This is a genomic window from Paraburkholderia sp. MM6662-R1 (assembly GCF_050436245.1).
GTDB lineage: Bacteria > Pseudomonadota > Gammaproteobacteria > Burkholderiales > Burkholderiaceae > Paraburkholderia > Paraburkholderia tuberum.
In genome coordinates this window covers 645691-663575 of sequence record NZ_JBNDLV010000003.1, presented here as the reverse complement: position 1 = coordinate 663575, position 17885 = coordinate 645691, and the positions used below count along the sequence as shown (strand labels likewise).

General features: G+C 56.5%; 17 protein-coding genes and 1 pseudogene. 8 read left to right on the top strand and 10 right to left on the bottom strand.

The window, feature by feature from the left end; translation table 11 throughout:
* The first annotated feature begins 406 nt into the window (after window positions 1-406).
* From OKW39_RS25745 to OKW39_RS25735, 3 genes are all read left to right on the top strand, one after another.
* On the top strand, window positions 407-967 hold the full coding sequence (locus OKW39_RS25745) for a MarR family winged helix-turn-helix transcriptional regulator (protein ID WP_429563985.1): 561 nt from the start codon (window positions 407-409) through the stop codon (window positions 965-967).
* 388 nt (window positions 968-1355) lie between these two features.
* Entirely contained in the window at window positions 1356-2921 is a 1566-nt protein-coding gene (locus OKW39_RS25740; protein ID WP_429332297.1) for a methyl-accepting chemotaxis protein, read from the top strand.
* A 525-nt stretch (window positions 2922-3446) separates the two neighbouring features.
* Window positions 3447-3662, top strand: coding sequence for a hypothetical protein (locus tag OKW39_RS25735; RefSeq protein ID WP_429359664.1), 216 nt, complete (start codon window positions 3447-3449; stop codon window positions 3660-3662).
* Between the two features lie 184 nt (window positions 3663-3846).
* Here the strand turns inward: OKW39_RS25735 and OKW39_RS25730 are convergent, their stop codons facing one another.
* From OKW39_RS25730 to OKW39_RS25685, 10 genes and pseudogenes are all read right to left on the bottom strand, one after another.
* Window positions 3847-4518 (bottom strand): GntR family transcriptional regulator, encoded by a 672-nt coding sequence (locus OKW39_RS25730; RefSeq protein WP_429563984.1) that lies wholly within the window; start codon window positions 4516-4518, stop codon window positions 3847-3849.
* A 143-nt stretch (window positions 4519-4661) separates the two neighbouring features.
* Window positions 4662-5360: pseudogene (locus OKW39_RS25725) on the bottom strand (GntR family transcriptional regulator).
* Window positions 5361-6417: 1057 nt separating this feature from the next.
* Window positions 6418-6963, bottom strand: coding sequence for a tripartite tricarboxylate transporter substrate-binding protein (locus tag OKW39_RS25720; protein WP_429563983.1), 546 nt, complete (start codon window positions 6961-6963; stop codon window positions 6418-6420).
* A gap of 133 nt (window positions 6964-7096) precedes the next feature.
* On the bottom strand, window positions 7097-7642 hold the full coding sequence (locus OKW39_RS25715) for a flavin reductase family protein (RefSeq protein WP_429563982.1): 546 nt from the start codon (window positions 7640-7642) through the stop codon (window positions 7097-7099).
* 94 nt (window positions 7643-7736) lie between these two features.
* Complete coding sequence (locus OKW39_RS25710) at window positions 7737-8408, bottom strand: 4-carboxy-4-hydroxy-2-oxoadipate aldolase/oxaloacetate decarboxylase (protein WP_429563981.1); 672 nt, start codon at window positions 8406-8408, stop codon at window positions 7737-7739.
* Window positions 8405-9082 carry an RraA family protein gene (locus tag OKW39_RS25705; RefSeq protein WP_184062837.1) on the bottom strand — a complete coding sequence of 226 codons (678 nt, stop codon included), beginning with the start codon at window positions 9080-9082 and terminating at the stop codon, window positions 8405-8407. Before OKW39_RS25705 ends, OKW39_RS25710 begins: the two co-directional genes overlap by 4 nt.
* 2 nt (window positions 9083-9084) lie before the next feature.
* Window positions 9085-9747: an RraA family protein gene (locus OKW39_RS25700; protein WP_429563980.1), complete on the bottom strand. Its 663-nt coding sequence runs from the start codon at window positions 9745-9747 to the stop codon at window positions 9085-9087.
* A 15-nt stretch (window positions 9748-9762) separates the two neighbouring features.
* Window positions 9763-10764 carry a protocatechuate 3,4-dioxygenase gene (locus OKW39_RS25695; RefSeq protein ID WP_429332289.1) on the bottom strand — a complete coding sequence of 334 codons (1002 nt, stop codon included), beginning with the start codon at window positions 10762-10764 and terminating at the stop codon, window positions 9763-9765.
* A 26-nt stretch (window positions 10765-10790) separates the two neighbouring features.
* Window positions 10791-11804, bottom strand: coding sequence for an amidohydrolase family protein (locus tag OKW39_RS25690; RefSeq protein ID WP_429563979.1), 1014 nt, complete (start codon window positions 11802-11804; stop codon window positions 10791-10793).
* 56 nt (window positions 11805-11860) lie between these two features.
* Window positions 11861-12817 carry a PDR/VanB family oxidoreductase gene (locus OKW39_RS25685; protein ID WP_429563978.1) on the bottom strand — a complete coding sequence of 319 codons (957 nt, stop codon included), beginning with the start codon at window positions 12815-12817 and terminating at the stop codon, window positions 11861-11863.
* Window positions 12818-13119: 302 nt separating this feature from the next.
* On the opposite strand from OKW39_RS25685, the gene OKW39_RS25680 reads away from it, so the two are divergent.
* The 5 genes from OKW39_RS25680 (at window position 13120) to OKW39_RS25660 (ending at window position 17866) form a co-directional block, all read left to right on the top strand.
* Window positions 13120-14175, top strand: coding sequence for a glycosyl hydrolase (locus OKW39_RS25680; RefSeq protein WP_429563977.1), 1056 nt, complete (start codon window positions 13120-13122; stop codon window positions 14173-14175).
* A 71-nt stretch (window positions 14176-14246) separates the two neighbouring features.
* On the top strand, window positions 14247-15431 hold the full coding sequence (locus tag OKW39_RS25675) for an acyl-CoA dehydrogenase family protein (protein ID WP_429563976.1): 1185 nt from the start codon (window positions 14247-14249) through the stop codon (window positions 15429-15431).
* A 9-nt stretch (window positions 15432-15440) separates the two neighbouring features.
* Complete coding sequence (locus tag OKW39_RS25670) at window positions 15441-15746, top strand: hypothetical protein (RefSeq protein ID WP_429563975.1); 306 nt, start codon at window positions 15441-15443, stop codon at window positions 15744-15746.
* Window positions 15747-15810: 64 nt separating this feature from the next.
* On the top strand, window positions 15811-17064 hold the full coding sequence (locus tag OKW39_RS25665; RefSeq protein ID WP_429563974.1) for a Rieske 2Fe-2S domain-containing protein: 1254 nt from the start codon (window positions 15811-15813) through the stop codon (window positions 17062-17064).
* 7 nt (window positions 17065-17071) lie between these two features.
* On the top strand, window positions 17072-17866 hold the full coding sequence (locus OKW39_RS25660) for an amidohydrolase family protein (protein WP_429563973.1): 795 nt from the start codon (window positions 17072-17074) through the stop codon (window positions 17864-17866).
* Window positions 17867-17885: the final 19 nt, after the last annotated feature.

Below are 17885 nucleotides of genomic sequence, written 5' to 3'. Positions count from 1 at the left end.
TCATGTTTTCGTCATCGCTGTCGTGGCCTTCTTGGGTTATGCACCGGGGGCCGCAGATACTGCCATCCGTCCGTTCCAAGCGGTCGCCAAGGTTAGCGAGGCGCAATTCGAACTCAGTGCCAGCGTGCCTCGATTGATCAGTTTTGCCTTTCCGCTGCGATTTGGGTAGGAAAGTCCGCCCCGTCAAGCTCAGAAAGTGCCCCAATTTTCCCTCGTCCGAAGTAATGATAATATTCACATTTGAATGCTATAATAAAGTCGAACGTCTTCGGAAACGTTCGACCCGCGGATGAGAGCAATTCGGTGCGCCGGGCAAGCAGTAGCAGCGCAGGAGCGAATGATCAACCATAGTACGAGGTGGTGTTAGGACGTATAGAGCACGCCCAACCACTGGTTCCGACCACCTTTGCAGGAAAAGCAGCAAGAAATGAAGAGCGAGGAGGGGCTACACCTAAGTTATGAGGCGAAAGTCCCGGCTTTAAGTTGGCTCACCCGTATTGTTGAGATTGACAAAGCGATCTCCGAGTCTGCTGATCAACATTCGAAGTCATCGCTTGGGATTTCGTTTGCACAGGCGAAGGTCGTCGCATGCCTGGCTGGGCACCAATTCATGACGCAGGTTCAACTCGCGCGCCGGCTGCATTTCGATATAGGGGCGCTATCCAGAATCATTCCGCGTCTCATGGATGCTGGAGTTGTAATGAGGTCTCGGCATCCAAACGACTGTCGCTGCTGGTGTGTTCAGCTTACGGGAAGCGGAGTTGCGATGGCTGCGAACATTACAGCCATTCTCGGCGCAGCTGACAATAAATTGATTGGCCTCTTAACTGAGGATGAAGCCGATATTTTTATTGCGTTGCTTAAGCGCCTGCTTGCTAGTTCCCCAGCCCACGGCTCAATCGATGTCTCGAGATTTGCCGTGACGGGCAGTCCGAGACCCTCCAGCGTCGTTGGCGCACCGGCGTGAACGGCAACCTCCCTTCTCCGCCCTAAAACGTGGCCAGCGGATGATCTAATCCAGCGCGTCTTTGCGTTGGCCTTTATCCACGACGTCTTCTCGCGCGCGTGTCCGGTGATCGTCGCGGCCGCGAGCAACGGTCTGAACAAACGCCAGCACTGCGCGCCATGCACGGCTTTCGCCCAGTCGACGCGACTGTCCGGATGCCGCATGCGCGGCACGCTGGTCTTGCTCGAGTTCAGAGTTTCCAGTGCGCACGCGTACAGGGCGGTTATCGATCTTGCGGGGCGCGGCTATAACGCATCAGGCCAGATTACACAATTAACGTTGTCACCTATCCATACTCATAGGGCTCATGCCGAAATACAAAGTATACAATTAATATAGGCAATAAAACATGCTCCTGCTTCTTCGCAATCTCAAAATACGCAACCGGCTGTTTGTAAGTTTCGCAATCGTTATCGTGCTGCTATGCAGTGCCGCGGGATTTGCGCTCTTCCAGGCGCATCAGATTCAATCACATCTAATGGACATCAAACAGAATTGGATGGAGTCAGTCAAAACGATTGCGGATCTTCGTCTGGCGCTCAGTACAGATCGTCGTTCCACGCTGGGTCTTGTCTTGTCTGATACCAAGAATGCCAAAGATACCAATGCTGCGATTCGAGCCGAAGCCTTGAATCAGCTGAGAAAGAGTGTCGATCGCTATGAGAAACACGCGCGCCCGGGCGAGGATCGTCAATATTTCGAGAACGATAAGAAAGCAATCGCTGCGTACGCGATGATCAACAAAGAACTCTACACGCTTGCAATGTCTGATAATCCGGATCTTGCTACCGAGCGTGTGCTCGCCAACACCAAGATCTTTGCTGTTTTCAAATCCACGGAGGAGACGCTCACCGCCCATATGGACTTCATTCAGAAGCAGGCAGATCAGGCTGCGGAAAAGGCCATTCATGACTATGATGTGGCCTTGATGCTGACGTTCACCGTAATATGTATCGCTATCGTTGCTACGGTATATGTCTGCAACACGGTTGCGACGTCGATCGTCTTCCCGTTGAATGACGCCGTAAAGATTGCTGAGGCAGTTGCGTCAGGGGATTTGACGTCAGAAGTCAGGGTACATTCCGATACTGAACTTGGCCAATTGATGCGCGCGCTTCGCAGCATGAATGAGAGTCTCGTGGATATCGTAAAGCAGGTCCGGTCCGGCAGTGAGGCGGTATTGACCGGCGCGTCCGAAATCGCCGCGGGGAACGAGAATCTGAGCCAGCGCACCGAGGAACAGGCGGCGTCTCTCGAGCAGACGGTAGCTTCGATCCAGCAGTTGACGGCGACGGTGCAGAACAACGCGGCGAATGCCAAACAAGGCCTCAAACTCGCACAGACTACGTCCGATCTGGCAAACAGCGGTGGAGAGGTCATGAAACACGTTGTGACCACCATGGGCGGCATTGCCGATCAATCGAGAAAAGTCGCCGACATCATTGCGACTATCGAGGGCATCGCTTTTCAGACCAATATCCTAGCCCTTAACGCGGCGGTCGAAGCCGCACGTGCTGGCAACGAAGGCCGTGGCTTCGCCGTCGTGGCCCAGGAAGTCCGCACGCTGGCTCAACGCTCGGCAACGGCGGCCAAAGAGATCAAGGAATTGGTCAGCAATTCGGTCACCCGCGTTGACCAAGGATCTCAACTGGTGAACGATGCCGGGTCCAAAATCAACGACGTGGTGAGTGAGTTCACCCGGGTCTCGACTCTGATGGAGGAGATCACCCACGCATCCGATGACGGCCACCGCGGCATCATGGAGATAAATAAGGCGATCGGCGAAATCGATACAGTGACCCAGCACAACGCAGCCTTGGTCGAAGAGGCCGCTGCTGCAGCCCGTGGCGTTCATGCAGAAGCAGAGCGCCTACAGACACTGGTTACTAACTTCAAGATCGCACGCGCCATCTAAATCAGAGTCTCCAGGCACAAAAAAGCCATCGATGAGGGATGGTTTCCTTGATATCGACGAAGACTGCGGTACTGCGGACAACTTATTGCAACAGAACCGAGAAAAAGCCTTCGATGTTAATTAACTGCATCCCAAAAGTTCGACACGGATCCAATTTTTGGGGTGTCTTTCATGGCGAAGTACGATAAGCGGTTCAAACTGAAGTTAAGCAACACGCATTTGCGCGGGGGGAGTTGGGCGGCCAGTATTGGCAGCCCGCCACGAGATCGGCTACTCGATGTTGCGTCGCTGGGTTGATGCCTATCGTTTGCACGGCGACGCAACGCTATGCCCTAAGCGCAGCCGATACGACGTTCACTTCGCGGGCCGAAGGTGCTCAGGCTCACGTCGCGTGAGGGGCTTTCCCTGCGCGAAGTCACGGCTCTGTAGGACATCCACGATCCTGCCAGGGTCTCGCAATGGGTGCGCCTATATGATGAGGGCGCTGCAGATGCTCTGATGCCCCGCCGACGATGGCGTCAAAAAATGCCCAAGACCCGGCGTGACCTGCCTGTTGAAGAGAAAGCTGCCGATACGCGATCACGCGAAGAACAACTCAGGGAACTCGTGTATCTGCGGATGGAGGCGGCGTATCTGAAAAAGCTCGATGCGCTGTCTAGGGAAAAAAACCAAACAGCACAAAAGAAAAACACGCAAATCGTGAAGGGCTGCGGACTCGGCATCCGCTTGCCGCACTACTGAAAATCGTGGGACTGGGCGGTGAGCGCGTATCACCGCACGGATGGTGCTGACAACGCCATGAATGCCACCATGAATGCCAACATCGTGTCCAGCGGCAAGGTACCGTGGGGCCGAACACCTCCTGTACACGACGTTCCGATCAAATGAGCGTAAGGGGGCACAGATTGCGGCCCTCCTTTCGTTTTTAGGCCCCTCTAGCGGCCAGCACCCTCAACAGTCCTTCCAAAACCACTGAACGCCCTTGATCATAGGCTGCAAGCAGATGAACTCTGTCCCGACTTTCCAGTGCCTGCACCAATCGCGCTTCGATATCTGCCCGGCGATGTTCCGGACTTGCCGAGACATCCGCGGCCAGCGCACGATAGCGATCCGACAAACGCATCAAACGCAGGATTTCTAGCTTGATCACCTTGTGTGGAGACAGTTCGAAAATCGTGTCGTGGAAAGCACGGTGCTTTTCGATCCAGCCATCGCGATTACCCGCCGCCAGCAACTCCGTGAGATCTGTAAGCATTCGCTTGAGCAGCGTCAGCTGCTCGGGCGTAGGCCACTCGATCGTGCTCAGCAGTTCTGCCTCAAGCAGTTGACGCATCCGATATAGTTGTCGGGCCTCATCACTTGACAACTGTGCGACAAAGAATCCACGATTCGGATCGTGCTCAATGATGCCTTCTGCCGCCAAGAGCTTCAGTGCTTCCCGGATCGGAACGCGGCTGATCCCGAATCGATCAGCAAGTTCCGACTGCCGCACTTGGAGGCCCGGTGCTAACACCCCTCGATTAATCAGCTTGCGCGTCTCTGCGGCCACGTGAGCCGGAAAATCAACGGTGTCCGTTTCGCGAAGTGCGGTGACCATCTACTCCCCACCAAAACGAAATACATTTTGGTATTATATATCAAGATTTTAACTTCCGGGTATCTCTCGTTGGCAAAATGAAGAAAAGCCCTTTTCTGTTCAGGATTCCGACAGCAGATCACTCACGGTGCCGTTTTTTTCGTTTATTCCCGGGCCGCAAGCACTATCATCAACCCGTCAAGAACCACCGTTCGCCCTTTCTCATAAGTTGAGAGCAGCAATTCCCGGTCTTTGCTTTCCAAAGCGTTCACGAGTTTTGCTTCGATATTAGCGTTACGATTTTGCGGATGCGCTGAAATATCAGCAGCCAGCGCCCGATAACGATCGGTGAGTCGCAACAATCGTAGGACTTCCCGTTTAATCACTTTATTAGGCGAGAGGTTGAAAATCTTATCGTGAAGTGTGCGGTGTAATTCGATCCACCCCTCACGATTACCGGCTTAAATCAATTCTTCAAGCCGGGACAGTAAGCCCTTGAATTCCCTGATCTGCGCGGATGTGGGCCATTCAACCGTCATGAGCAACTCTGCTTCGAGGAGTTGGCGCATCCAATATAACTGTCGGGCCTCACCGCTCGACAACTGAGCGACGAAAAATCCACGATTCGGATCGTGTTCGATGATGCCTTCCGCCGCCAGTAGTTTCAATGCCTCACGCACCGGCACACGGCTGATGCCGAAACGTTCCGCGAGGTCCGACTGTCGTAGTTGAAAGCCGGGCGCGAGCGTTCCCCTATTGATCAGTTTTCGCGTCTCTGACGCCACCTGAGCTGGAAAGTCAATGCCATCCACTTCCGGGACGGTAGCGATAGGAGTTCGGCCTGGTGTCGGAATCGCATTCATTTTAGTATTATATCTGAGAATCTTCGCCTGACAACGTTGTCAGGCGATTCGGTGATCGACCGTTAGAAGGTCTTATAAACTCCCGGCCAGGAAAAACGCAGAGCCTGGCCAACGGAGATAATCGGATGAGGACTGGTACTTCTGCGCGCCGTATAGCTGACGTTGATGAACGAGAACGCGCCACAGCGTCGCTATGCCCCGCGCGAGATGTTCAACTCCTTGCTGGGTTGTGGGCTGGTGCATCGTGACGCTTGTTGCTTGCCCAATGACTTTCGAGCGTGGGAGTCGTCGAACAGCAGACGCAGCGCTGGGTTGAGGAGGCTGTCTCGATGCCATAGACAATGACCTGTGTTCGATCGTCCGGGTCGCGCAGGAGCGCAGTGGTAAATCGAGCGCGGTCTTTGTGGACGGTCGACCTCCGAGAGAGCGCCACGTGCGGGTCACGACGGCTACAAACGAAAATGCGGCGGCGAGGTCCACGCGAACGCAGCTTTGCTGGCTCAACTGCGTCCGCCGGCTGAGCCAGACGCGCAGTCATTTATACCCCAGAATTGGCTTGCGCAAAAAACCTGGTTACCACCGCCCGCAAACTCGCCACGCTGCACTGTCAATGTGGAGAAGCGTGAAGGACTTTATGTCCGCATAGATGAGAGTACGTCTGTTCAGAGACGTTTCGGCCAGTGCCAGATGTAGCAGTCGAGGCCGCAAACAGAAACTTCCCCGTTCGTCCTGCACCACCGATCCGGTGCTTCGTAGGCTGCAAATGTATCGGTAGGCTGGTACTGCGCGACATGTTCAAGTGTGTCGAAATCTCCTGCTGGCGAAGTGCGAAACATTCTTCCACGGCACCGGTGGCGCATGCGTGATCCGAATGCCAAACGCCGCCAAGAGCACGCTTTCACTGCAACCTGGTCACGCAAAAGCCAGCTCATTACGACCTTGGGTTTAAGCGTCTTATCCTGCTTCGCCATGAAAAACCCCAAGGGTCGGATTTGTCTCCAACTCTTGGGGTTCAGCGCAACGATAGGGGTTTTCTATGTTGCACCGTGGTTTCAGATCAGTACACGAAGCCGGGCATCACTTCGCTCGCAGTGGGAACATCCTTGATCTCGGGGATACGCGCCGAACCAAAGACCACCAGGGGACGCATCTGACCTTTCTTGATGTACGGGGCTGCGACATCGTACGGAACCGGGATCACCTGCACCTTCGCTTTCATCAAACCGTCGATTTCCTCTGCGGTATCCTTGTAGGATAACTTGACCATGCGAACACCGTTACGCTTTTGCAATGTGGTGATCGCGGTCAGGTCGCGCGCACCGTCAGCCGTCGTACCGAAGGTGTAGCAATCCGGATTATCCTTCAGACGACTAATCAGATCCGCGTAGTCCTTGATGTCGGTTCCGGACACGCCTTTGCCGATTTCAGCGACCAGAACAACACCCGTGGGCGCGCCAACCGGGGCTGCCGCTGCCGGCTTAGCCGCAGGTGCAGCAATAGGTGCAGGTGCCGGTTTGGCAGGTGTACTCGCGAGGGCGACGCCCGAGATCAGTGCGCCCGCTGAGAGGACTGCCGAGAGGAAGAGTTTCCGGTTCAGTTTCAAGATCAATTGTCTCCAAGTATTCTAAAGGATGCCTGAAAGGCGGCTAACGACAATGCATTTTGTGATTAACAAAATCGCATCATATCTTGCGTGCGGAATAATGCTGGCCGTACCTCCGTCTGAAATTTTTGGATTAGTCGGACCCCCAGTTGGAGATCCACAGTAAATCATGGAAATCGACGGCTCTATTCGCCTGAAATTCGCCGTAAGAGCCGTGGGAATACAGCAGCGGCGTCGTTGCGTCGCCATTAATGGCAGTGCCTTCGACATGCCCAAAAATCACGGCGTGGGTACCAATCTCAATGATGCGTTCGACGCTGCAATCCAAATTGACCATAGTATTGGCCAAAGCCGGAGCACCCGTCTTAATACGATTCCACGTCCCTGCCTGAAACTTTTCTTGCGGCGAAATGGGTCGCGAGAACCGCTGCGCCAATTCCTGCTCACTGCGCGCCAGAACGTTGACGACGAAGTTGCCAGTGGCCTGCACGTGCGCCAGAGACGAGTTTGCACGATTGATACAGACCAGCAGAATAGGAGGCGCTGCACTAACAGACGTCACAGCGGTTGCGGTCATGCCGGCAAGCGGTCCGTCCGTGTCCGAACCGGTAGTGATCAAACATACGTGCCCGGTCAAACAGCGCATGGCGCGTTTGAATTCGGATTCTTCTATGCTCACCTCACCCTCCAATCAAAAAACCAGACGGAGAAAATGGAGGGGTGGCGTTTTTTCGGGGCGCCACCCCATGCTATAGACGCGAGTCTCAGCCGGTTTATTGATCCCAACCGAAGATACTGAGCGTGCTCTCGCCCGCTTCCAGTCGCTTCATCTGCTGTGCTTCTGCTGCTTCGCGTGCTTCGGATGCAATGATCACCTCGGCGATTCGCTCACGCGGGATGCACACGACGCCGTCTTCGTCACCAACGATCAGGTCACCTGCATTTATAGTGACATCGTCGAATCGAATCGGGGCGTTGATCCAACCTCTGGCGCCGAAATCTTTTCCTGTGCCACGGATACAAAGACCGCGAGCGAAAACGGGAAACCCAATCTCGGACAGCAGTCGCTGATCACGAACACAGCCGTTAATGACGAGACCGGCAAGCCCCCGAACCTTTGCGGCCGTTGACATGATCTCGCCCCAGTACCCGTGTTCATATGCTTCGCTTACGGAGACGACCAGGACATCACCTGCTTGTGCTGCGTAAATCGCACGGTGAAGCCAAAGGTTATCGCCACCGGGCGAATGGACGGTCACGGCTGGGCCGCAAATCTTGAAGCCGGGCGCGACAGGCTTAATTTCATAAGGCAGGACGCCGATCTTTCCGGCAGCCTCGTGAAGCGTTGCTGCCGGCAATTTCGCGGCGGCGTCAAGCAAATTGACGTCCGGTCGCTCAATAGCGAGACGCGTGGTCTCATGACGATTGAAAACCGGGCCCGTCATGCCTCTTCTCCAGTCCGACGCGTTTGCAGTTGATGGTACTTGAACTGTTTGCGAGCCTCGTCTAGCCGCATACCCGTTGCCACAGACCGTCGGATTGCATTTTCCGCGGCATCGATTTCTTCAGCAGCAGCAAGCACGCGTTCTTCGTGTTCCTTCGGAATCGAGATCACGCCGTCCGCGTCACCGCGCAGCAGATCGCCCGGAGCAACGCGCACGTTACCGATATTCACCGGAACGTTGGTGGCTTCGACCTGCACGCGATCCTTGCCCGTGCGCATCCAGTTATCCTTGGAGAAAACCGGGTAACCGAGCGACAGGCACAGGTGTACGTCACGATTTATGCCGTCGATCACGGTACCAGCGATACCACGGCGATGAGCGATCTCGGTCAGGATGTCGCCCCATACCGTTGCGTCTTCGCGACCACCGTTGTCGAGGACGATGACCGAGCCCGGCGGAACGTCGTCGATGAAGTCACCCACGGTGCCTGCGGGCGAAGCGGCGGGGCCGTAGAGAATCGTGAATGCCCGACCGGCCATTCGGAACGACGAATCACGCGGCTTGATCTTGTAGCACTGACCGTTCAGGCCCAATCGGTCCAGTGCGTCGCTCAGGGTCGCCGTTTCGAGTTTCGCTGCGCGGGCAACATTCTTGTCTTGTTCGATTTCGGACATGGTTAATCCTTAAGCATAAGTTCGTAGTTGCCACCCATGACTTCATGGATCGGCGTGCGCGCCAGTAGTGCCTTCGCCATCAAGGCTTCGCGTGCGACGATCGATTCAGCAGTCTCGACCACCCTGGCGATGTTTGCCTTGCTGATGAAAATCACGGCGCTGCTGTCGGCGATCACGTAGTCGCCGGCTTCCACTGCGGCCCCGAAGACTTCAATGGGGACGTTCACGCCCTTTTCGACGATACGACCACGAGCGGTGAGCGCCGTGAACTTGTTTGTGAACACCGGCAGGCCCATCTCGCGGGATTCATCGATGTCGCGAACCGGACCGTCAGCGATCACGCCCGCGATACCGCGAACCTTGGCACCCAGCGACAGGATGCCGCCCCACGAACCGGCTTCAATACCGGTGCGCTGCTCGACAACGATCACATCGTCGGAGTTACCGAGTTCGATCGCGGTGGTGCCCAGATGACGCGGCGGGCCGGGAGGCGGATCACCAACACCGAGTTTCATCGTGATAACGCGACCTGCGATGCGCTTCGTGCCTGAGGCTTGGGCGACGCCGCTCACGACGCCGGACAAGCCGAGTTTATCGAGTGCGTCCGAGACTGCGCAGCAGTCCAGCCGACGAAGGCGGTGGACGAATTCGTTTTTGGTTGCCATATATTTGATGTTTCCTTATTCGGACTGCGGCTTCCAGTACACAAAGCCCATGGCGTTGCCGGTACCGGCTTCGCTGCGATAGCAGGGCACATAGTCGACCACCGTCATGTCGAAGCCGAGTTCATCCATCATGCCGGCGACAGGAATCCAGTTCTTGATTTCCGATGTACCCGCCTGGAAGATTTCTTCGCCCAACGCGAATACCGGCGTGAGGTCGTGGTTCTTCATCGCGTCGAGAATCAGATTGTCGACGCGCTCGTCAATGACGAAGTGCGTCAGACCACCGGAAGCGATGACAGCTACACGTGCGTCCGAATCCCACGATTCGATCGCGCGAGCAATCGATGCACCGAAAGCGTGGCAGCGTGCGACTGTCGGTTGATTCGGCGGATAGAACGTATTGACAAACACCGGCACGGTCGGAACGACCTGGTCTTTCATCAGTTGGCGGAACACGAAGCCGTATGCATGCGGCGTTTCCGTTTCTGACAAGCGGCCAAGAGCGGCCACGTCAAAGTTGTCGGCGATCGCGTTCTTGATAATGTGCTTTGCAAGCTCTGGAACGCCTTCATGCGTGGCAGTTTCCGGCTTGTAACCCGGCATCGAATGGCGCACGCCCGGAGGCATTTGCATCAATTTATCGTGACTGATCATGTTGTTCACGATCGTCGGGCCGTGCATGACGCCGAATGCGGGAATGCAATCAGTGGTGAAAATTTCCATCTGATCGTTGCCGACAATGACAACGACGTCAGCTTTGGCCTCAGCCAGCACCCGCGCCATTTCCTCGATAGCCGCCCGGCACTGGGCATGGCGCTCCTTCCACTTCTCCGGCGTGATCTGATCCGCGAGGTTCTCGCTACGGCGATATTCAACGAGTTCATCGAAGGCCCATTCGCGGCCTTCGAAATCATGCTTGCTCAGTCGATCATCAGGTACGCGAGCGCCCCAGGTCTCCGGTGGCGTGATGAGCATGGGGCCATGCGAAGTTCCCATTCCCAATACGATTTTTGCCATGATTTCGAGTCCTGTGGGCGTCGGGATTATTCGTAATCCGCGAGGTTGAGCTTAAAGAAGTCGCGAGCGTTCCCGAAGAAGATTGCATCCTTCTCTGCTTTCGACAGCCAGTCGAAGCTTTCGATATACGGCTTGATGTCGTCGAAAGTGCGGCCGGTGTCCGGGTTGATAGCCGAACCCACGCCCGGGCACTCAGCGCCGAACATGCAGCGGTCAGCGCCAACCGTCTTGATCAGTAGACGCAGCGATTCTTCGGAGTAGAGCACGGTGTCGTAGTACAGATTTCGCATGCCCTCGAGGAAGTTGCGGCCGGCACGCGAGGCGCCCGACTGGAAACGGCCGATCTGGTAGGGGATCGAACCGCCGCCGTGCGACACCATGATCTTCAGATTCTGAAAGTCCTTGAAGACGTTCGAATTGACGAGGTTGAACACCGCGATCGTTTCTTCGTTAATGAAGTGAACGGTGTACGGCGAACGAGCCGACTGCGAGCCAGTAGCGTGGATGTGCGCCGGTACGTCGAGTTCGCACAGTTTCTCGTACAGCGGGTACCAGTAACGATCACCGAGACCGGGGGCTTCGACGCCGCTGTTTTCGAATGGGTCGGGATTCAGCAGTACGCCCTTGAAGCCCAGTTCCTTGACGCAGCGCTCCAGTTCCGGCAGCACGACCTCGATCGGGTCGCCCGACACTTGCGGCAGGCCGCCGACTCCGATGAAACGCTTCGGCAGCAGCTTGACAGTGCGCGAGATGATGTTGTTGGTTTCTTCCGTGAACCAGTGCACGAGCTTGCCCGGCTTCTGGCTGTGCATCATCTGGAACGGACGCGGCGACATCAGCTGGACGTTCGTGCCGACGCGGTCGAGCATGTCGAGGTGGCCAACCGGCGCCATTTCCTTCTTGTTGGCGTAGTGCAGGATTTCCTCGTCGGTCACTTCGGGCATCTTGCGACCGTGTTCGCCGCGATGCGACAGAATGTGTGCTTTGTAGACCCACAATTCCGCGGGTGCGCTGACGTGACCGTGGCAATCGATAATCACTTACTTGTCTCCTGAATTAACGTGTTGGTGGGTGCCCGTAGGCACACGGGTGTTTGTTACAGATCGAGGACGAGACGATCGCCCTTGCAGCCAGAACAGCAGATAATCATCGTCTTGTTCGAAGCCTTTTCGGGCTCCGACAGAATGGCGTCGCGGTGATCCGGCTCACCTTCCAGCACGCGGACTTCACATGCACCGCATACGCCTTCTTCGCACGAGTACGAGATCGGTACACCGGCTTCGCGCACGACGTTGAGAATCGTCTTGCCTTGAGGGACGGTGAGCGTCTTGCCGCTCTTACGCAGTTCAACTACGTAGTTGCCATCGAGTGCGGCTTCGTGTTTGGCACTGAAGTACTCGACGTGGACTTGTTCCGGGGGCAAAGTCGAGCAAGCCTTTTCGAATGCTTCGAGCATCGGGCCGGGGCCGCAGCAATAGAAATGGGTCGACGCCGGCTCCTGCTTCACCAGGTCTTCGATATTGAGAAATGTGCCGACTTCTGCGTCGACGTGAACGAGCGAACCTTCGAACGTCTTCAATTCTTCAGCGTACGCGACGTCGACCCGGTCTCGACACGAATAATATATACGCGGCGATTTTCCGATTTCCTTCAGGCGACGAGCCATACACAGAATAGGCGTGATCCCGATACCACCGGCGACCAGAACCGTGTGCTCAACGTCTTCGTCGAGCGGAAAGTTGTTGCGCGGGGTTTCGACCTGCACGAGGTCACCGACACGCATCGTTTCGTGAATGTAGCGGGAACCCCCTCGCGACTGCGGGTCGAGTTTGACGCCAATCACGTAAGAGCGTTGCGTCAGGCTATCGCTGGACTCGAGCAGGGAGTATTGACGCGTCAATCCGTTCGGCAGGATCAATGCAACGTGCGAACCCGCGTCGGCGGCGGGCAGACGCTCGCCCTCGGGGTCTTCAAACGTCAGAGCCAGCGTGTTGCGCGCTAAATATTGACTCGCGGTCAAGCGCAGAGTCATCACTTCATTAAGTTCAGTCATCTCACCTCCAAAATCGCAGAACGCGCGGAACCCCGCGAATGGGGGGCAGGCATCACACATCACGCTTCCTCAGTTACCCATCATCGAAAGTTTCTCGCTCAGCCGTTTGACGCGTAATTCTTTTTTGCATATTATTTCGTCTGCGCAGGAAAAAGTCAAAGACTCTTCGGAGCGAAACAGGCGACATCACATGGGGTATTCCCTAGGGAGGAGAAATGATTGCAGTTCTGACCACCAACGGTGGAACCGTTACGCACGGTGATGGCGCGGCAACGACGCTACTGGTCGCTACGATTCGCGGCATGCTCGTATTCGAGCGCGAAGACGCCAGTGCCCCGTGGGAGCTCATGCGCACGACGCTGGAAGATCGCCACGTGAGCGCGTTGCTCTATGTTCCGGGCGCGGGCCTGCTGTTCGCGGGCGCACACGGCCAGGGCAGTCTCGTGGTCTCGAAGGACCTGGGCCTGACGTGGGAACCGGCCAACAATGGCCTGCAGAGCACGCATATTTATACGATGGCGCAGCAGGAGCGCGACGGGAAGACCGTCCTGTTCCTGGGCACTGAGCCGTCCGCGCTTTATCGCAGCGACGATCTGGGTGCTTCGTGGGTCGAAATTCCCGAAATGATGACGGTGCCGGACCAGGACAGGTGGACGTTCCCGCCGCCCCCGCATATTGCACACGTCAAGAACATTTCGTTTCACCCGGCCGAACCCGAAACGCTTTATGTCTGTATTGAACAGGGCGCGCTTCTCAAGACTACCGACGACGGCAAGACGTGGAACGAGCCGCGGTCGTACGAATCGGAAAACGACAAGTTCTACCACGACAACCACCGCGTGGTGATCCGCCCGTCGAATCCTAAACAGATCTTCATGTGCGGCGGCGAAGGCCTGCACTACAGCGCAGACGCTGGCGAGACCTGGGTTCACCTGATGACGCGTCAAGACCTTATCGGTTATCCCGACGCCATGTTTATCGACCCGCGCAACGAGAACGTTCTGTATCTCGGTGGACCGGGTAACGCACCGCGCGATTGGGGCGCCCGTAAGTCGGCGAACGCAACTGTTCTCAAGAGCACCGATGGTGGTGTTACCTGGAAACATATGCGTAACGGTCTGCCCGAGGAAATTATCGGCAACATCGAGGGTATGGGTATGTACCGTTGGGATGACAAGATCATGCTCATCGCCGGTACGGCAACGGGCGAAATCTATGCGACGGAAAACGATGGCGAAAGCTGGTACATCGTCTCCGAAGACGTTCCACCGATCTCGAAGGGCGGTCATTATCGCTGGTTCCTCGACTCCAAGGAGCGTATGACCGTCGAAGATCGTTACGGTCGCAACGAACACTGAGCGATATTTAAGCAAAACTATTCTGCACGCCGGCCACGTTCCGGCGCACCAGGTCCTCCCAGGAGAATGTCTTGAGCCGTATTAACAGCCGCGAGGAAGCCCTCGATATTGCCCGTGATTTGCATGATGCGATTCGTTCACGCGTCAAACAGACCGAAAGCGACCGCGTGGTGCCCAAAGAAACGATCGATGCACTGCGCCACACGGGTCTTTTCAACATCATCACACCGAAAACGTTTGGCGGTTCCGAATTAGGTTTCACGACGCTCGTCGAAGTTACGGCAGAAATCGCGTCGGCCTGTGGCTCGACGGGTTGGGTTTTCGGCGTTCTGGCGGGTCATAGCTGGATGTTGAATCTGTTCCCGTTGCAAGCACAGCAAGACGTGCTTGGCAAAGGCCACGTATTGACGGCAACCGTGTTCCGCTTGGGCGGCACGATTACCGAAGTCGACGGCGGCTACAAACTCGTGAACGGCGACGGTCGCTTCTGTTCGGGTATCGACCACGTGCAATGGGTCATCATCGGAAACGCCGTGCAGCGTCCCGATGGGCCGCCTGAACCGCGCTTTTTCGTGATCCCGCGTTCGGATATCGAAATTGTCGATGACTGGCACACGGCTGGCCTGCGTGGCACCGGTAGCCGCACGATCAAGGTCGCGGAAGCGTTCATCCCGAAACATCGTTCGGTGTCGGTCAAAGACATGATGACGGGCAACGTCGAAGGCGCCGACGCAATGCGTGCCCCGATCTACCGGATGCCTTTCCAGAACGTCACGCCGTTCTCGCTCATCGGCGCGCCGCTGGGCATGGCACGCGCAGCACTCCGTTCGTTCGCGGAGGGTTTGGCGCCGCGTCTTCAGGCAATGCCGGCCGCTCAAATGGCGGAACAGTCGGCTACGATCGAACGCCTGGCACACGCGACGGCAGATCTCGACGCGGCCTACGCATTGATTCTCGAAGACACGCGCCGCGTCGATACGGCAGAAAGTGCGGAGTCACTGACGGCGCTCGAATGGTCGCGTATACCGCGCGACTGGGCGTATACCGCTCAAACCGCTCGTCGCGCGGCCAACAGTGTCTTCGAAGCTGCCGGCGGCACCAGCATTTACAACGCTTCGGAGCTCCAACGTATCTGGCGCGACGTCAATTCCGCCGCCCAGCACTTCGCTTTCACGTGGGATTCGGCGCTGACGGCATTTGGTCGCCATGCGCTCGGCCTCCCACCTTCGCAGTTCGGTCCAGGTCCCAAGAAATAAGGATGAGCCATGAACGTGAATGATATTCACTCGATCGAAGATTACTCACCAGAAACGCTGCGTGAACTGATCGGGCGCGTGGAGAAGTCGAGTACGTTCGAGCACATGATTTACCGCGAATCCGAGCTCGATGAAGTCTGGCGGCTGCTCGATAACGATATCGTCGCTGCTGCACGGCAGGGCTCGAATGTGCGGGAAGTGCAGAACCTTGCTGCTCTGCGCAACCTGATTGTCGAAGCGCACGATTTCATTGGCAACGACAGCAACACCGTAGACGCGCGTAATCGACTGCTGAAGGCCGTCGAACTCGTTTAACGCTAGTGGGAGAGCACTTATCTCCCGCGCATATTCACAGATAAACAAAATCTAGGAGCAAACCATGCTTTCCCGCGAAGATAACGACGTTCTGATCCAGGTTGGTAAGGGCACGCCGAACGGCGACATGATCCGTCAATTCTGGATTCCGATGATGCTGGCGTCGGAAATCAGCGAGCCGGGCGGCAAGCCCGTGCGTGTGCGTCTGTTGGGCGAAGACCTTGTGGCGTTCCGCGATAGCGACGGCAAGGTTGGTCTGCTCGAAGAACAGTGCCCGCACCGTCGTGCGTCGCTCGCGCTGGGCGACAACTCGGAAGGCGGCCTGCGTTGTCTGTATCACGGTTGGAAGTTCGCCGTCGATGGTCAGTGCATGGACACTCCGACGGAGCCGGAAGATTCGAAGCTGTGCTCGCGTATCAAGGCAGTGGCGTATCCGACTCGAGAAGTCGCTGGCGCGATCTGGACGTACATGGGCGATCCCGCGAAGGTTCCGCAATTCCCCGACTTCGACTTCCTTTCGTACCCGGCGGAAAAGGTTGTTGCGTTCAAGGTACTCGAAGACTGCAACTACGCCCAAGCCGTCGAAGGCACGATCGACTCCGCACACGCAGGCGTCCTGCACCGTGAACAACCGTGGGCAGCGCCGGCCAAGTACGAACACGAACGCGATCTGCGTCCGAAGATCGAAGTCGAGTACACGCAGTACGGCCTGCGCTATGCAGGCGTGCGCAATTTCCGTGAAGAAGGCAAGTTGCACGCCCGCGTCACGCAAGTGATCCTGCCGTTTTTCACGCTGATTCCGCCCGATGGATTCGGCGTGCGCAAGAACCGTCGCATGGCAAATGCATTTGTTCCGCGCGATGACGAATCGACGTGGCATATCCAGTGGTTCTTCGACGAAACGCAGCCTGTCGATATCGAATATCGTATTCAGGAAGGCGGTCACTGGCTCGATGAAAACTTCCGCAAGGAGCTCAACATCGACAACTGGTACAAGCAGGATCGCGAGGCGATGAAGACGACGTCGATGTCGGGCATCAAGGGCATCCTGACGCAGGACCACGCAGTCAGCGAAACTCAGGGCCGTATCCTCGACCGCACGAAGGAACACCTCGGCACATCGGATGTCGCGGTCGTTGCATGGCGTCGTCAGATGATCCGTGCGGCTCGTGCTTACTCGGAAAGCGGCGAATTGCCCAGCGTGCTGACGACCACGATTCCGTGGAATGAGATTCACGCTTCGACGGTGATTTTCCCGAACGATCGTACGTGGAAAGAAGAGGTACCCCTCAATCCGGAAGTCGCTCTGAAGGCCTGAGGTCCACATGATCGTCGATAGTCACGCGCATGTTTCGCCTCATTGGTATGAGCCTGTCGAGACGTTGCTCGATCAAATGATTGAACATGGCATTCATCTGGCCATCCTCACTCAGATGATCGGACAGACGGATAACCGATATCAGCAAGACTGCGTCAAGCGATATCCGGGCCGTCTGTCGAGCGTGGCTTGGGTTGATGTCGAAGCCCCGGACGTTGCAATGACGATCGAAAACCTCGCAGCCGATGGCGTGTCGGGTATTCGGCTTCGCCCCTCCTCGTGTCTTCCGGATGGTCGTCTTCCGGAAGCATGGCGTGCAGTCCAGGAAACTGGATTACCCGTCAGTTGCGTGGGGTCGGCGGAAGCATTCAACGCGCCGGGGTTTATCGAACTGGTTGCGAGGTTGGCAGGGACGACCATCGTCCTCGAACATCTGGGTGGCACCAGCACGCCCGTCACGACAGATGAGCAGTTAGCTATTCGTCGCCAGGTGTTCAAGCTCGCCGCCTTTCCGAATGTCATGCTCAAGGTTCCGGGGCTCGGCGAATTGATGCCTTGCGACCCGAAAACCTGGCATCTGGGCCGTCCCTTCGGGGACGCGACGTCGCCACTTGTCCACGAGGCGGTAGCCGCATTCGGCGCGAATCGCCTGATGTGGGGTTCCGATTTCCCAGTCGTGAGTTCTCGCGAAGGCTACGGGAATGCATTGGATCTCACCCGTATTGCACTCAATGGATTACCTGATGAGGATCTCAACGCGATCTTCGGTGCTAACGCACTTCGCGTATTTGGGAAACTCTGAGCTCGAAAACGAGCAGGAG

Coding starts and splice junctions, on each gene's coding strand:
- OKW39_RS25705 (WP_184062837.1), bottom strand. CDS start 9,082: ATGTCCGAAATCGAACAAGACAAGAATGTTGCCCGCGCAGCGAAACTC.
- OKW39_RS25695 (WP_429332289.1), bottom strand. CDS start 10,764: ATGGCAAAAATCGTATTGGGAATGGGAACTTCGCATGGCCCCATGCTC.
- OKW39_RS25680 (WP_429563977.1), top strand. CDS start 13,120: ATGCTCGTATTCGAGCGCGAAGACGCCAGTGCCCCGTGGGAGCTCATG.
- OKW39_RS25700 (WP_429563980.1), bottom strand. CDS start 9,747: ATGGCAACCAAAAACGAATTCGTCCACCGCCTTCGTCGGCTGGACTGC.
- OKW39_RS25740 (WP_429332297.1), top strand. CDS start 1,356: ATGCTCCTGCTTCTTCGCAATCTCAAAATACGCAACCGGCTGTTTGTA.
- OKW39_RS25735 (WP_429359664.1), top strand. CDS start 3,447: ATGCCCAAGACCCGGCGTGACCTGCCTGTTGAAGAGAAAGCTGCCGAT.
- OKW39_RS25685 (WP_429563978.1), bottom strand. CDS start 12,817: ATGACTGAACTTAATGAAGTGATGACTCTGCGCTTGACCGCGAGTCAA.
- OKW39_RS25660 (WP_429563973.1), top strand. CDS start 17,072: ATGATCGTCGATAGTCACGCGCATGTTTCGCCTCATTGGTATGAGCCT.
- OKW39_RS25730 (WP_429563984.1), bottom strand. CDS start 4,518: ATGGTCACCGCACTTCGCGAAACGGACACCGTTGATTTTCCGGCTCAC.
- OKW39_RS25670 (WP_429563975.1), top strand. CDS start 15,441: ATGAACGTGAATGATATTCACTCGATCGAAGATTACTCACCAGAAACG.
- OKW39_RS25665 (WP_429563974.1), top strand. CDS start 15,811: ATGCTTTCCCGCGAAGATAACGACGTTCTGATCCAGGTTGGTAAGGGC.
- OKW39_RS25710 (WP_429563981.1), bottom strand. CDS start 8,408: ATGACGGGCCCGGTTTTCAATCGTCATGAGACCACGCGTCTCGCTATT.